The 16,094-nt window shown below is 48.4% G+C and carries 14 protein-coding genes and 1 other annotated feature; all 14 genes read right to left on the bottom strand.

Translation table 11 applies throughout. The features are described 5' to 3' along the window. Nucleotides 1–11: 11 nt before the first annotated feature. Nucleotides 12–1,523, bottom strand: a complete 1,512-nt coding sequence (locus FC43_RS00545; RefSeq protein ID WP_019205308.1) for a YfcC family protein — start codon at nucleotides 1,521–1,523, stop codon at nucleotides 12–14. Between the two features lie 187 nt (nucleotides 1,524–1,710). Then, entirely contained in the window at nucleotides 1,711–3,081 is a 1,371-nt protein-coding gene (locus FC43_RS00540) for a C69 family dipeptidase (RefSeq protein WP_056953309.1), read from the bottom strand. A gap of 52 nt (nucleotides 3,082–3,133) precedes the next feature. Continuing rightward, nucleotides 3,134–4,432, bottom strand: a complete 1,299-nt coding sequence (locus tag FC43_RS00535; protein ID WP_056953308.1) for a pyrimidine-nucleoside phosphorylase — start codon at nucleotides 4,430–4,432, stop codon at nucleotides 3,134–3,136. 127 nt (nucleotides 4,433–4,559) lie between these two features. Continuing rightward, nucleotides 4,560–6,209, bottom strand: a complete 1,650-nt coding sequence (locus FC43_RS00530; RefSeq protein ID WP_056953307.1) for a putative polysaccharide biosynthesis protein — start codon at nucleotides 6,207–6,209, stop codon at nucleotides 4,560–4,562. 91 nt (nucleotides 6,210–6,300) lie between these two features. Further along, entirely contained in the window at nucleotides 6,301–6,576 is a 276-nt protein-coding gene (locus FC43_RS00525) for a type II toxin-antitoxin system HicB family antitoxin (protein WP_235807562.1), read from the bottom strand. Nucleotides 6,577–6,733: 157 nt separating this feature from the next. Next, nucleotides 6,734–9,154: a leucine--tRNA ligase gene (gene leuS / locus FC43_RS00520; protein WP_056953306.1), complete on the bottom strand. Its 2,421-nt coding sequence runs from the start codon at nucleotides 9,152–9,154 to the stop codon at nucleotides 6,734–6,736. 78 nt (nucleotides 9,155–9,232) lie between these two features. Next, nucleotides 9,233–9,437, bottom strand: a binding site (T-box leader). A gap of 66 nt (nucleotides 9,438–9,503) precedes the next feature. Continuing rightward, nucleotides 9,504–10,745 (bottom strand): glutamate-5-semialdehyde dehydrogenase, encoded by a 1,242-nt coding sequence (locus FC43_RS00515; RefSeq protein ID WP_275453105.1) that lies wholly within the window; start codon nucleotides 10,743–10,745, stop codon nucleotides 9,504–9,506. 22 nt (nucleotides 10,746–10,767) lie between these two features. Continuing rightward, the gene (gene proB / locus FC43_RS00510; RefSeq protein WP_019205301.1) at nucleotides 10,768–11,553 is read right to left on the bottom strand and encodes a glutamate 5-kinase; all 786 of its coding nucleotides are present in this window, start codon (nucleotides 11,551–11,553) and stop codon (nucleotides 10,768–10,770) included. A 123-nt stretch (nucleotides 11,554–11,676) separates the two neighbouring features. Beyond that, complete coding sequence (locus tag FC43_RS00505) at nucleotides 11,677–12,876, bottom strand: FtsW/RodA/SpoVE family cell cycle protein (protein WP_056953303.1); 1,200 nt, start codon at nucleotides 12,874–12,876, stop codon at nucleotides 11,677–11,679. A gap of 18 nt (nucleotides 12,877–12,894) precedes the next feature. Next, nucleotides 12,895–13,119, bottom strand: coding sequence for a DUF2969 domain-containing protein (locus FC43_RS00500; protein WP_019205299.1), 225 nt, complete (start codon nucleotides 13,117–13,119; stop codon nucleotides 12,895–12,897). Between the two features lie 4 nt (nucleotides 13,120–13,123). Continuing rightward, a complete protein-coding gene (gene yidD, locus FC43_RS10700) occupies nucleotides 13,124–13,375 on the bottom strand; it encodes a membrane protein insertion efficiency factor YidD (protein ID WP_081583783.1) in 252 nt (83 codons plus the stop codon). Next, complete coding sequence (mreB, locus tag FC43_RS00495; RefSeq protein WP_056953302.1) at nucleotides 13,365–14,381, bottom strand: rod shape-determining protein; 1,017 nt, start codon at nucleotides 14,379–14,381, stop codon at nucleotides 13,365–13,367. The genes yidD and mreB overlap by 11 nt, the downstream gene beginning before the upstream one ends. A 103-nt stretch (nucleotides 14,382–14,484) precedes the next feature. Beyond that, nucleotides 14,485–15,720, bottom strand: coding sequence for a hypothetical protein (locus FC43_RS00490; RefSeq protein WP_056953301.1), 1,236 nt, complete (start codon nucleotides 15,718–15,720; stop codon nucleotides 14,485–14,487). Between the two features lie 47 nt (nucleotides 15,721–15,767). Continuing rightward, on the bottom strand, nucleotides 15,768–15,998 hold the full coding sequence (locus FC43_RS00485) for a DUF1146 family protein (RefSeq protein WP_019205296.1): 231 nt from the start codon (nucleotides 15,996–15,998) through the stop codon (nucleotides 15,768–15,770). Between the last annotated feature and the right edge of the window lie 96 nt (nucleotides 15,999–16,094).

Genomic DNA, 16,094 nt, shown 5'->3' with positions numbered 1-16,094 from the left:
TTACCACCTACTTACAAAACCGCTGCAATACCTAAGAAGACACAAACTGCCAAGAATAAGTAGAGCATTAATTTAGCCATCCACTTCCACCAAGTACTGATGTTAATGTGGGCAATTGCCAGGGCGCCCATTACCACCCCAGACGTTGGGGTAATTAAGTTCACCCAACCCGAACCAGCTTGGTAAGCAGTAATTACCAAATCACTGGAAACGTGAGCAAAGTGCCCCAGCGGCCCAATAATCCCCATCGTAGCCGCGGCTAAACCGGACGTGGATGGGATCAAGAAGGACATCAAGATGTAGAACACAAAGGTCAGAATAATAAAGATGCTTTGCGAGAGGCTGGATAAGCCCATTTCACCCCAGTGCAAAATCGTCCCAGTGATTAACCCGTTATTCATAACAACTTGAATCCCCCGAGCGACCGCCACGATAATGGCAACACTCATAAATTCGGCCATCCCGTTAATAAAGGCTTCAATGTAGTCAGCTTCCTTCATGCGGTAAACAAACATGACAATCACCGACATCAAGAAGAACAGCATCGTGATTTCATTAAAGTACCAAGTCCCCAACGGCACGGCATCCTTCCCGAAAACCGTCCCTAAGACTGGGGTCGTCGTAATCCACTTATTTAGACTGTTAAAGAAAGTGAACTTACTGTTGAGACTTTCCCATGGTACCAAGCCCAGGATCATAATCAAAAATGTAATCCCGAAAATCCAAATAACTGCTTTTTGCCGCCCAGTCATGGTTTCTTCATCTTGCGTCCGTTCTGGAATCGCAAAGCGCTTCAAATCTTCTTCCCGTTGGTTGTAAAGAATTGACTTTGTCGGATCCTTTTCAATCTTGGAAGCATAGTGGTAAACATAGGCAATACTGATGCCGATCGTAATAATCAATAATAGAATCCGGGATAGCAGCCCATTCCCTGGCGAAATATGCAAGGTTTGGGAAGCCACCCCCGTTGCAAACGGGTTAACCGTCGAGGCCAAGCACCCAACTTGCGAACCAATCAATACAATCCCAACAGCGACCATCGAGTCAAAGCCAACCCCAATCATAACTGGAATCAGCAATGGATAAAAGGCAATCGTTTCTTCTGCCATCCCGTAGGTCGAGCCACCTAACGCGAACAGGATCATCAAGAGCGGAATTAATTTCTTTTCCTTGCCCTTGTACTTGCGGACAATGCTGCTGATCCCTTCGTCTAGTGCCCGGGTCTTGTTAACAACCCCTAAGAAGCCCCCAATTACCAGGATAAACAGCGAAACTGAAATCGCACCATCGGTATTGTCGTCCCCGACCATCCCGATCACGGGTGCCATAAAAATATCCCAGAGTCCCTGGGGATTTGACTTGACCGTTCGATAAGTATGGGCAATGATGTTGCCCGCACTATCAGTTGAATACTTCCCGGCCGGGATAAACCATGATAACATCGCGACCAGAACAATAATGATGAACAAAATCGTAAAGGCCGATGGCATTTTAAACTTACGTTTCTTAACTGCTTTATCCATATTCCTCACCTCTTCTTTGATCATTTATTTACAATTTAATTATACCCGAGTTGAAAAACGCTTTCAATTACAAAAAATAATATTTAAAATATTATTAGAACTGGATTAAAAAATGGTGGCTAGAAACTAATAGCCGCCATGACAAGTTTTCAAACTTAAAGATCAATAATGTTGCTTTTAACGATTGCTAGAACGCCAAATGCTCATGATTAAACGCATCCTGAACCAACTTGCCCAGTAACTTAAGTGCCTCCCGCTGACTAAGGTGCGCCATTTGTTCATTAATCGTGGTCAAATACGCTGGCCATTCCCCAGCTGCGTACGAAGTCGCATCCGCTTGGTGTTGCAATGCTCGACATTGTGCCCCCACGGTTTCTTCAAATTGTTCAACCAGCGGCGCAACGGCTTGGTACCGATGATCCCCTAATGCTGCCAAGGTGTTGGTTAACCAATACATATTAAGGGGGTCATAATCCTGATTTGTCTGGGCATATGGCGCCGGGGTGTCATTCACGTTGGCATAAAACGGGACCACCGCATTAAAAGTATTGGGGCCAAACGCCAACCAATGAATGCCTGCCAGAGCGGCGGGAACATGATTGCGTAACTGTAAAATATGCAATTCCAGGTTCCGATTTAAAGCAATCGGCCGGAACTGTTTGCCCGCTGCACCCCCATAGGGATCGTAGACCGTGTTTTGGTAATGTGAGCTCAAGACTTGCTTGATCTTTTCGACCGTCAATAGTTGCGTTGGCCGGCACCAAAAGGGCTGATCCATTTCAGTCGGGGCCGTGGCTGGCGCTCCGCCCAATAATTTTTGGCCATACCAGGTCCGCGGATTATTATAGCGGGCATCTTGCATCGTCTGACTACCAAAAATATGACGCAGGTTATAACCCTCGCGATCCGGATTAAGGTGATGCTCGTCGATAAAGGATTGCAGGTCGGCGCTGGCTAACGTCGTTTCACTGGCAAAATCAAAATCCGTAATATTGAAGCGGTTTGGAGCAAGCACATAAGCATCATCAGGGATTCGCACCGCCGCCCAGTGATGGCCCCCGATTGTTTCCAAGTACCAAACCTCATCTTGATCACTAAAGGCAATCCCATTGGCTTCATACGTCCCATAGGTCTCGAGTAAGTGTCCCAAGCGTTGCACCCCTTCGCGGGCAGTATGAATGTATGGTAAAACCAAGGTGATAAAATCTTCTTCGCCAATCCCACTCACGGGATTAAATGGATCCAATCCCCGTACTCGCACGTTGGTGGTACTAGTCTCCGTTGCCGTCATGGCAACATTGGCGGCATTAATCCCCGCTGCTCCAAACACCCCCGCCGAATCATCGGCATCCGGGGTCGACGTGTAGCGCAACGGATTATCGGGTAAGTCAATCGTAAAACTGGTGGTTTTGGCCGCATAATGGCGTGGCTGGTCACTGGGCTTGACAACCACAAACCGTTGTGGATTCAGCGCCTGACCATAATCTTCTTGCCGGGCAATAATGGTTGAACCATCAATTGTGGCGGCTTTCCCAGCTAGTAAAGTTGTACAAGGCATTTAAAACTCCCCCATTAATTTCTTTGGTGATTATCATAACATTTTTACCACACTATTCAATCACTTGGTGAATCAGTGGTGGAACGGTGGCCGCTGAACCAATTGTGATGCTGGCTGCTAACCGCGCCTTTACTTCCGTCAGGTCCGTTTGGTTCGCATGAATAGTCAGCAAGGGCTCGCCTGCTTTCACCTCATCGCCAAGCTTTTTGTGCAGTTCAATGCCGACGCCATAATCCAGTTGGTCATCGGCTTTTTGCCGGCCGCCACCAAGCATCAGCGCGGCAATACCAATGCCGTCAGCGCTCAAGCTCGTGATCACCCCACTTTGCGGGGCGGAAACGACAACTTGATACTTGGCATGAGGCATCAGCGCATAGTCAGTAACTACTTGACCGTTGCCACCTTGCGCTTCAATCATTGCTTTAAACTTGGCCAAGGCACTACCATCAGTTAACGTCGCTGCTAGCATTTCCCGGCCCTGGGCTAGGGTGGTGGCCTTTCCTCCCATCACCACCATGTGACTGCCCAAGGTTAATACTAACTCCAAAAGGTCTGCGGGCCCATGTCCCTTTAATAAGTCCAACGTTTCTTCAATTTCGAGCGTATTCCCGACCTTATTGCCCAGTGGTTGATTCATATCGGAAATAATTGCTTTGCAGACTAACCCTGCTTGCCGACCGATTTGTACTAACGCCGTCGCCAACTCTTTGGCTGCGGACTCGTCCTTCATAAAGGCCCCGGCACCCGTTTTAACATCAATCACCAAGGCATCGGTCCCTGAAGCAATCTTCTTACTCATAATCGAACTGGCAATCAGCGGAATTGAATCAACCGTATCAGTTACGTCCCGTAAAGCATAAATGCGCTTATCAGCCGGGGCCACCTCACCAGTAGCACCAATAATTGCTACTCCCGTAGTCTTTACTTGGTTAATAAAAGCCGCTTCGCTACGGGCAACCTGAAATCCGGGGATTGCCTCCAACTTGTCTAGCGTGCCACCAGTATGGCCTAAGCCCCGCCCAGATATCATGGGGACGGGAATGCCTAGGGCTGCCACCATCGCAGCCAAAGGTAAACTTGTTTTATCCCCAACGCCACCGGTGGAATGTTTGTCCACTTTCACTCCCGGAATAGCACTTAAGTCCAAATGATCCCCTGAGTTCATCATTGCCATGGTTAACGTGGTTTGTTCTTCTGAAGTCATTCCCTGAAAATAAATTGCCATCAATAGCGCTGAAATTTGATAATCCGGGATGGTATGTGTAACAACTCCCTCAACAAAAAAATTAATTTCAGCCGGCGTCAAAACTTGACCTTGCCGTTTATGATCAATTACTTCCACCATTCGCATTAGCGATCCCCTCCTTATTTGAATCCGCTTACATTATAAAATTAATCTGGGGCGAAGTCAAAGTTACGATTATAAAAGAAAAAGAGTTGATGAGCATTCAGCTCCTCATCAACTCTTCAACACCACACTAGGCTGGCGTAATTCTTAATTTTCGCCGGAACCCGGCTGCGCGACCCGGTCCCATGATTTCATCAACTAATCGGTAGCGAAGGGCTAAATAGCCAAACACGGCGATCCCGATCGCCATCCCCGGTAACAACGCAAAGAAGGCCATATAGCGACCATGCGGATCCACTATCAGGTTCATTCCTAACATTACAAGTTTTACCGCAGCAAACATGATCAACGAATACGCTAAAATCTGGTTCGTTGGTTTCGCCATCCGATTAAAACGTAAGGTAAATTCCATATTGAAGGAATGTAAGATCAAATAATTGATTACCGACATCGCGATCCCCGTTGCTAACAGCGGCCCCATTCCCTTTAAAAACATGACCAGTGGAACTTGCAAAATTAATTTTAAACCAATTCCAATCGCCAAAAATTTCATCATTTTTTTATTTTCCGAGAGGCCTTGCATCATGGCCGCCCCAACGGTATACAGCCCGAGCGGTATAGCCATAAATGAAGCAAACTCTAAAATTGTCACCCCAGCCGCATCGTAGCGATAAAAAACGGTATACACTTGTTGGGCCACCGCCGCCATCCCTAAGGAGGCCGGAATCATCACAAAGTAGAACAACAACAGCCCATTTTCGATCTGATCTCGCATACTTTGCTGGTCATTTTGGGCCCGCGCCATCGCCATTAATGGGATCGCGGTTGCGGCCATGGCCGAAGCCAGGGAAATCACAATCATGTATAGCTTATTGGCGTTAAAAGCAAAGAGCGCATAAATCGTGTTGATTTCGTAGTTGGAAAAACCGCCCATCAACGTCAGAATCCGTTTAAATGAATACTGATCAATTAATTGAAAGATGGCGATCCCGGCTTCAATCACAATAAACGGAATCGATTGGTAAATGATTTTAAAAATCAATTTTCGGGTCTGGACACTTTGGTCTTGCTTGCCCGCCGCGGCTAAACGACGCATGTACCCCAAGCGGCGCAAATAAGCTGCCCCGAGCACCAAGATTGCTCCCAAGGCCCCAATAAAGGCTGCAAAAGTGGACTGGGTCACGGCTTGCACCCAGTGGGTCGGTTGGAGTTTCATGATAAAGTACGTCGCTGCCAACATGTAAACAACCCGAAACAGCTGTTCAATAAATTGGGAGAGTGCCGATGGGGCCATCCAATTATAACCTTGCAAAAAGCCCCGCGTAATACTCATTGGCGGAATTACCAAAACGGCCCAGGCCAAAGACTGAATGACCGGCGTCACATTGGCATCCCCATTATTCAAGAGATTTGCCCCAAACAGCATCACGGTCGCGCAAACAATCCCCATCGCCATTGAAACATACATTCCGGACCGATAGAGCCGTCGACTCACCTCATATTCATCAATCCCATTGTAGTGGGCAACCAATTTTGAGATCGCGGACGGAATCCCCGCCGTAGCAATGGTCAAGGCCACGCTGTAAATATTGTACCCTTGGGCATAGAGGGCATTGGCTTGGGTACTGTACGCCCCTAGCCACGTCGTCCACGGAATAATGTAGATTGCCCCTAAAATCCGCGACGTAATGCTGCCAGCCGTCATCCAAGCCGAACCACTCAGCATCTTCGCTTTGGCATCGTTAGTGGATGACGCCGTTACTTGCTCATCTTCGCGCATGCTCTGCTGATCCTCTTTTCATCATATTAACTTATCCATTTTAGCTTGATTAACTGACCGATGCAATTTGTTTTAACATTGTCACCAGAAATTAATATTCATCCAAGTCCGTCGTAATCAGCTCTATTCGGGCTTCAGGGGTATTAAGCAATGGCGCCAAAGTTGTCGGCTCCGAGGGGGCGGGGACGGGTTCATGATGGCTTTCTAAGTCAATGATCACAATCGCCAAGCCCAGTTGAGCCCGCATTAAAGCTTGGTAGTAATCGGCATCCACCACATCCGCCGCCGGTAAATCCGGAAAGTGGACCCGGGTTTGTTGGGCCCCTTGTTCAACAATCGCTGGGTAGGTAACTAAACTGTGTTCCACTATTTTTTCCTCCAAAAAAGCGGGGCTGGAAGAAAACTCGGTTTTCTCCCAGCCGCCGGTTTGCTTTTTAAATGTAAGCCAGATAATGCAGAAGAGCTCTGTTGCCGAGCCGCTAAGGCCGGCGGGACAGCAAGACTGCCGTTACACCTTCTGGGGATTATTTAACCACGATGTTAACAATCCGGTTAGGAATCACGATGACTTTCTTGATTTCCTTGCCAGTTGTAAACTTCTGGACGTGTTCATCCGCCAAAGCCATTTGCTCAGCCGTCGCTTGATCGGCATCCTTTGGCATCTTCAACTTTGCCCGCACCTTACCGTTGACCTGAACAATCATTTCCACGTTGGCTTCAACCAGCTTGCTCTCATCATAAGTTGGCCAAGCTTGGTACGTGATGGTTTCTTCATGCCCCAACTTTTGCCATAATTCTTCGGCCACGTGCGGCATGAGTGGCGAAATCATCTTGACTAACCCTTCCATGTACTCAACTGGTAAGTCATCAACCTTATAAGCCTCATTCACAAAGACCATTAACTGGGAAATCGCCGTGTTAAAGTGCAAGCGTTCGTAATCAGCGGTTACTTTCTTAACCGTTTGGTGGTAAACCTTATCCAGTTTGCCATCGTTAATGGTGGAAACCCGATCACGCAAGTGGTTATTTTCATCAATCAACAAGCGCCAAACCCGGTGAACCCATTTGTTGGCACCGTGCAGGCCTTTTTCATCCCACGGCACACTTTCTTCCAGTGGTCCCATAAACATTTCGTACAGCCGTAACGTGTCCGCCCCGTATTCAGCCACGATGTCATCGGGATTAACCACATTGCCTTTCGACTTGGACATCTTTTCGTGGTTGGAACCCAAAATCATCCCTTGGTTAACCAACTTCATAAATGGTTCTGGTGTTGGGACCACCCCTAAATCATAGAGGAACTTGTGCCAGAAGCGAGCATACAGCAGGTGCAACACCGCGTGCTCAGCTCCCCCAACGTACAAGTCAACTGGGGACCAGTATTCCAACGCTTCTTTTGACGCAAAGGCTTGCTCGTTGGTTGGATCCGTATACCGCAGCCAGTACCACGAAGAGCCCGCCCATTGCGGCATCGTATTAGTGTCCCGTAACCCGTGACGACCGTTTTCGTCGTAAACGTTGACCCACTCTTCAATGTTGGCTAATGGACTTTCCCCCGTACCAGAAGGCTTAATATCGTCCGTATCTGGCAAGGTCAGCGGTAATTCATCTTCCGGTACCAAGGAAGTCGTCCCATCATCCCAGTGAATAACCGGAATTGGTTCCCCCCAGTAGCGTTGCCGTGAGAAGATCCAATCCCGCAGCCGGTAGTTGACCTTCTTTTGACCCGCTCCGTTGGCTTCCAGCCATTCCAGCATCTTCGTCTTCGCGGCCTCAATCGTTAAGCCATCTAAGAAGGCGGAGTTAACGTGCTCACCATCACCCGTGTAGGCCCCTTCAATCAGGTCGCCCCCAACTAAAACTCGCTTGATTGGCAAATCAAACTTCTTGGCGAATTCCCAATCACGTTCATCATGCGCCGGCACGGCCATTACCGCCCCGGTCCCGTATGAGGCTAATACATAGTCTGAGATCCAGATTGGCAGCTTTGCTCCGTTAACCGGATTGATCGCATAAGCACCAGTGAAGACCCCCGTCTTATCCTTGTTCAAATCAGTCCGTTCCAAGTCTGAACGCCGCGAAGCCGCTTCTTGATAAGCTTTCACCGCCGCCTTTTGTTCGGGCGTCGTAATTTCATCAACCAAGTCCAATTCAGGGGCCAAGGTCACGTAAGACGCCCCAAACAAGGTATCACAACGGGTTGTAAAGACTTCAATTTGTTTGTCTTCTTGACCAGCTACCTTAAAGTAGACGGCTGCCCCAACGGACCGCCCAATCCAATTGCGTTGCATTTCCTTAACGCTTTCTGGCCAGTCAACCAAATCCAGGTCATCAATTAAGCGATCCGCGTACGCCGTGATCTTCAAAACCCATTGCCGCATTGGCACCCGGTAAACCGGGTAACCACCACGTTCCGTCTTACCATCGATCACTTCTTCATTGGCAACGACGGTTCCCCCCATAAAATCGGGAGCCCAGTTAACCATGATTTCGTCTTCGTATGCTAAGCCCTTCTTGTAAAGCTGCTCAAAAATCCATTGGGTCCACTTATAGTATTTTGGATCCGTAGTATTCACTTCCCGATCCCAATCATAGGAAAAACCTAAGGATTGGATTTGATCGCGGAAATGATCAATATTTTGGTTTGTGAACCCCTTAGGATTATGCCCCGTCTTTAAAGCATACTGCTCGGCTGGCAGACCAAAAGCATCAAACCCCATGGGGTGCAAAACATTGTACCCTTGCATCCGCTTGAAGCGGGCCATGGCATCGGTTGCGGTGTAACCTTCCGGGTGCCCAACGTGCAGCCCTTGCCCGGATGGATACGGGAACATATCCAAGGCATAGTACTTCTTTTGGCCGGGTTTGGCCGTTGCCTTAAATGTCTTATTTTGTTGCCAATAACGTTGCCACTTTTTTTCAATTTCTAAGTGATCGTATCCCATAACCTTTACTCCTTTATCCTGATTGCTTCGTTTGCGGCCGGCCTATTAAAAAACAAAAACGCCCTGCGTTACTACTAACGACAGGACGAACTTCTCCGCGGTACCACCCGTAATTCTACAATATTGTAGCGCTCAAAGTCTTAACGCGACCACACGCACGCGCCTACTGACTTTTTTCAGCGGGTGACGATTTTTAGGCCAGTTCACCAAGGTTGTTTCCGTAGTCACACCATCCCTACGGTCGCTGTAAAACAAACTCCAGGCTACTACTCCCAAAACGAATTAAGATTGTTTCTTATCTTAGCAAGCTTTTCAGCGAAAGGCAAGGGAAATCTACACCTTTCTTGCTCTAGCTCCGAATCTGCCCGCTACCAGTAATTTCATACTTGGTAGTCGTTAACTGGGCTAACCCCATCGGACCGCGGGCGTGCAACTTTTGGGTGCTGATCCCAATTTCGGCCCCAAAGCCAAATTCACTTCCGTCGGTAAACCGCGTTGAGGCATTCACGTAGACACAAGCCGAATCAATTTGTTGTTGGAACGCTTGGCCCCGGGCAAGCTCAGGAGTAATAATGGCTTCCGAATGGTGAGTCGAATGACGATTGATATGCTCAATGGCTTCATCCAAGGAATCCACCACTTTAACCGCCATAATCAAATCATTATACTCTTGATCCCAGTCGGCTGGGGTCGCAGGCTTAATCTCAGGGACTAGTTGACAAGCCCGTTGATCGCCACGCAATTCCACCCCGTGCTCCAATAAGGCTTTGGCCACTGGTGGCAGTAAGCGGGCCGCTGCCTCGCGGTGAAGCAACAGTTTTTCTGCCGCATTGCAGACGGATGGTCGTTGCACCTTTGCATTGACCACAATAGCAACTGCCATTGCTTCATCCGCTTGGCGATCTAAATACACGTGACAATTGCCAGCCCCGGTTTCAATCACCGGTACCGTTGCCGTTTGGACTACCCGTTGAATCAAACCTTTTCCACCCCGGGGAATCAAAACATCAATCCAATCATTTAATTTCATCATTGCTTCCGCACTAGCGTGACTAGTATCTTCAACTAACTGGACAGCCGCCGCCGGCAATCCTTGGGCCGTTAAAGTGTGTTGTAAGATGCTGACCAAGCAAGTATTGGTTTGGATTGCCTCTTTTCCCCCACGTAAAATAACTGCATTCCCACTCTTAAAGGTCAACGCCGTAGCATCAACCGTGACGTTGGGCCGGGCTTCAAAGATAATCCCCACGACACCTAATGGCACCCGGCGTTGCATAATTTGTAACCCGTCTTTGGTCACCCACCCACGATCATACTTGGCAACCGGATCCGCTAATTGGGCCACCTGACGAAGGCCAGCTGCCATGTCAGCAATCCGTTGGGGGGTTAACTTTAGGCGGTCCACAAACTTCGCCGGCATCGTCGCCGCCGCCTGTAAATCAGCTTGATTCGCTGCCAAAATAGCCGCAGTTTGAACTTCTAACGCTTGGGCCATCGCTATCAAGGCCTGATTTTTGGTTGCCGTTGACAATAAGGCCAACTGCCGCGCTGCTTGTTTGCCGGCTTGGCCCATTTTTACTAAGGTTTCCATCATTTTCCCTTCCTTTCAAATTCTACCCAAAGACAGTCCCGACAGGTTTTCCAGCAACTACATCAAAAATAACGGTTGGATTCGCCCCATTGCAAAGCACCATTTGTTTGCCAGCTGTCATCATTGCTTGCGCCGCCCGTAATTTAGTAACCATCCCCCCGGTCCCAAAATTACTGCCACTACCACCCGCGGCTTTTTGCATTGCCGGCGTCAGTTCGGTTACCCGGGCGAGCTTTTTAGCCGCCGGATTCTCCCGCGGATTTTGATCGTAAAAGCCATCAATATCTGACAAAACAATCAGTTGATCGGCTTGCAAACGCACGGCAACCATTGCCGATAATTCGTCATTATCACTAAAGGTGGTGTGATGATCCAATTCGTCAACGGCAACGGTATCGTTTTCATTGACAATCGGAATTACCCCTTCTTCAAACAAAACTTCAAATGTATTGAGAACGTGTTGCCGGGAAACCGGGAAGGCCAACACATCGCGGGTCAGCAAAATTTGGGCCACTTGCGTTTGATAGTCCAGAAACCGCTGGGAATAGATCCGCATCAATTCCATCTGACCAATTGCTGCCAAGGCTTGCTGTTTAGCGATTTCTTGGGGCCGCTGGGTCAATTGTAAACTTGCCAGCCCCGCCCCAATCGCCCCGGAACTAACCAGGGCCACCTGAAATCCCTGGTTGTTTAGGGAAGCCAGGGTATATGCCAAACGATCCACCGTTCGTAAATTCACCCGACCATTCGGAAGGATTAAACTGCTAGTCCCAATCTTAACCACAAGCCGCCGCTTTTCGTTCGCCATTTTCCGTGCCCCTTTACTGAATTTAAACTTACCTGAATATGCTTGCATCTAACTCTACACGATTTTTTCCGTTCTTTAAAGGCTTAACCGCAAAAAAAGACCGGCAACAAATTGCCAGTCTTTTTAATGAAATTCCCGATTCTGATTGCTAAACATATATGAATGGTGGTGATAACGCATTGACATTACCATTCCGATCCCCAGCAAATTACCAATCAAAGATGATCCCCCCGCCGAAATAAACGGCAGTGGAATCCCCGTCAACGGCAAGAGGCCAATGTTCATCCCGACATTTTCAAAGACGTGGAAAAGAATCATCATGATTACCCCCGTCGCAATGTAGGCATAGAATTCATTCTTTGTATCAAAAGTTACCCGGATCATGAGGTAAATTAGGAGCAAGTAGAGCAAAATTAATAAAACCCCACCAATAAAGCCAAAATTTTCACCAATTACGGTAAAAATCATGTCGGATTCCCGGACGGGGACGTACACCTTAGAATTGTTAAATCCCGTCCCGGTAATCCCGCCTGAACCGACCGCTTTGATGCTTTGCCAAAGTTGGTAACCACTGTTGGAAGTATCTTGGGCTGGATGCAACCAATTGTCAACCCGATCAAACTGGTAGGCTTGAAACCCAATTTTTTCCAAAATGGTTCGGCCGACCGAGCTGGTTACCATCGCCAAGGCGCTTCCCCCCACAACCGCCGCAATCGTAATCGCCGGTGCCAAGATTCGCCAAGTAACCCCCGAAACCAAAACCAAGCCGGCAAAAATGGCCACAAACACCAAGCCGGTCCCAAAGTCGTTTTGGAACTTAAGTGATACCAACACTGGCAACAACCATAAGAACAACTTTCCAATTAATCGCCAGTCACTTTCAACGGTATGGCGACTATATTGATTGTTATGCGTGGTAATTACCCGGGCCATCATCACAATATAGGCCGGCTTCATGATTTCCGACGGTTGGAAGGTGATCGACCCAATCGCAAACCACGACTTCGCCCCGGTATTCACATAGTACGCCCGACTGTAAAAGACCAGAATTGCGTACATTAAAAATAAGCCGATCCAATAGGCAATTGGGGCCACCTTCCACAGTTGCTCCGAATCAAATTGCATAATGACAATGATCATAATCGTCCCAATGACGTACCAAGCAAACTGCATCAAGACGGTTCGACTGACATTAACCGGTGTTTTATCATGGCTTGCCGCCACAAAAATGGCCGCCAAGCCAATCAGTGCCAACAGGAGCACGCAAAAAATGATCCCCCAGTCAATTCGTGACTCGTTCTCATTGCGCTGCGAACGATGCATAGTCCTCGCTCCTTCACTTTAACCTTGGTGCAAGTGATATTGCGCCAAGATCGTTTCCAAACCTTCTTCTTGCGATTTGACCACAAAGGTTTGTTGGTCACCCATTAAATGGGCTTCAAACTTGACGCCTTTGGCCACGACTTCACCAATTACGCGGTCCCCAATTAAGACTTGTTCGACGAGTTGGCCCGCCCGCTCAATATCTTTTACACTAACCGCAATCGTTTTTTCTTTTTTTGCCACTTTTTCACCTTTTCCAATCTTTTCTCTTCCAATGCAACCACCGAACTGGAACGGGATCCAAACCACCCTTGCTAAAGGGCTGACAACGCAATATGCGCCAGACACCAAGCCAGACCCCCCGCCAGCCAAAGCGTTGGACCGCTTGAATCATGTATTCCGAACAAGTCGGCTCAAAACGACAAACGCGGTAGGGCCGCCGGGCCGAAATGCCCAGCTGGTACCACCGCACCAATCGAATGATCAACTTACTTCCCATGCTTCTTGCGTTTTTTGGCTGTTGAATCATCACCTTGCATCCGTTCCAACATCTCGCCAGCTCCCTTGGCCACGTTATCCAATGGGTCTTGCGAAACAACGACCGGAACCTTTAAGTAAGAACTAAACAGTTGATCTAAGCCGTGCAAAAGGGCCGTCCCCCCGGTCAACATTACCCCGCGATCAATAATGTCGCTGGCCAGTTCTGGCGGAATGGTTTCCAACACCGAAATTGCCGCCCGGACAATTTGTTGTAAGGTGTCATGCAAAGCTGCTTCAACTTCGTTTTGATTAACTTCCACTTGCTTGGGCATTCCTGTGGCCACATCACGCCCCCGGACTGGCATCGTCTTTGGTTCTTCGACTTGCAACGCCGTGCCCAGTTCAATCTTAATCTTTTCAGCGGTATGTTCCCCGACTACCAAACCATGGTGATCCTTAATGTAGGCCGCAATATCTTGGTTCATCTGATCCCCAGCCAGGCGAATCGATTGGCTAGAAACAATGTCACCTAAAGAGAGGACGGCAATGTCACATGTCCCGCCCCCCATATCAATTACCATGTTCCCACTTGGCTTGTAGATATCCAAGCCGGCCCCAATCGCTGCGACTTTTGGTTCATATTCTAAGTAAACCTTACCGCCCCCCGATTGTTCTGCCGCTTGGATAATTGCCTTGCGTTCAATTTCCGTAATGTTGGTTGGGGCACAAATCATGATATTTGGTTTGGAAACAAACCCCTTGACACTTAGTTTACCAATGAAATACGACAGCATTTCTTGGGTAACATCAAAATCAGAAATAACCCCATTTTTCAACGGGCGAATTGCGCGAATATTACTAGGCGTCCGCCCCACCATCCGGTAAGCTTCAGACCCCACTGCCAAGACCTTATTCGTTTGCGTATCAATCGCGACTACTGAAGGTTCGTTTAAAACGACCCCCTTGCCTTGGACGTAAATCAGCACGTTCGCCGTCCCCAGGTCAATTCCAATATCCTTTGCCATCTTGTTGCTCCTTCCGAAACTTTCTAAATCGTTTGCTATTATACCACACCCGAAGAACGCATGGCTTTTTATGCTTGGTCTTAAGCAAATTGCAAATAGTTGCTTAAGTAAATTCCAACGTTACTTCAGCTCCTAACGCTAATAAGTCGTCAAGCAACGCTCCATCCACTTCCCCCAACAACTCAGCAGGGGCCAACCAGGTATTTTGCTTAACGGCAAGGGCGAGCCAAAAGGCAACCAACGCTTCCGTTGGCTCAGCCACAGCCATTTGCCCCGGTAATTGAGTCACCGGTCCCGTTACTTGGTAAAGTTGGGACTCTTGACTGGTTGTTAGTGGCAGCCACGCCATCGCTTTTTCTGCCACCGTTGCAGGCAACGTCACCAAACTGGTCCCCAACTGCCGTGCATGCAGCGCCAATAAAGCCGCCTGCCAAGTGGTACTGCGTGACATTGCCCTTAAGGCCGGCGGTTCTTCCGTTGGCAGCAACACTTGCGTGCCAATTAACCGAATCCCATTATGCTGAATTACTACCGTGTTGCCGCAAGCTTCTAAGTAATGGAGCAAGGGACGCAAATAAACTGCATGGGCCCCTAAAACGACTACATCTCCGGCCGTAACCGCGGCCGCCAATAAATACAGGCCAGCTCGCTTTTGGTCATCAATTACGTACCAATCCGCCCCATGTAAAGTATTAACCCCCTGAACCCGTAAAGTTTGTGCTTGCGTTTGGTGAATCTTAGCGCCCATCTTATTGAGTAACGCTACCACTTCATTAATTACCGGTAATTGGGGCACCGCCTTAAATACCGTAATTCCCCGGGTTAACGTAGCTACCATCAAGGTTGCGACGATGACTTGCCATGACCAATCCGTCACGGTAAAAGTGTGCCCCGTCAAATAATCCGCGCGCAAAATGGTTTGGTCGCCCTCAACTTGAACTTGAGCGCCAAGCGCCGCTAAGTTTTCGCATAATTGCGTCCCGGCTTCACCTAACTGGGCCTCATGAGGGGAATTGACTAACGTCACCGTCCGGCACCGGGCTAAAATCGCGCCAGCCAAAAAGAAATTGTTTACTTGCAGGGGCAGAGGCGTTAGGTGCCACCCCGCATCCATTTTGAGTGTCGCGGTCGCCGGCTCGAAAATTACTTTTGCGCCCAATTGCATTAAGCACTGGTTAGTAGCCATAATTGCTGGCGTACTTGAAACGTGATCTAAAATAACGGTTCCCCTGGTCGCCAATAAGCTCGCCGCCTGACAGGCCAAAACGGTTTGCTCATCACCACCAACGGCAAGGCTCCCGCGCAATGGCTTGCCACCAACTATTTTTAATTTTGCCAAGGCATTCCTCTCCCTTGCTATTTAATTAATAACTGCTTCCGTTACTTCTAGTTTAACATTCGCAAGGCCCCCTGCAAGATCGTAAAGCAGTCTAAAAAGAAATTCGCACAGGTACTGCCGAGGGCAATGGCAACCATTACAATCAAGAGGGGCAGCCCTTGGGGCGGGCGCTTAAATAATTTTGCCAGTTGCAAGGAATTGAGTGCTTGTAAGGTCATTAAGATAAACCCTACTTGGACCAAAATATTTAAAACAGATGTACCACCGGTATACTGCATTGCCGTTTCCTCCTGCCTCGTTGGGCTGATATGTAGAAAAAAGGGTTCTACAATATTTGGTACTGATGGGAGTAAAATCCTGTTAGTACCATTTTT

This window comes from Limosilactobacillus ingluviei DSM 15946, assembly GCF_001435775.1.
Lineage (GTDB): Bacteria > Bacillota > Bacilli > Lactobacillales > Lactobacillaceae > Limosilactobacillus > Limosilactobacillus ingluviei.
The sequence above is the reverse complement of the archived record's forward strand: the minus strand, read 5'-3'. Positions and strand labels throughout refer to the sequence as shown.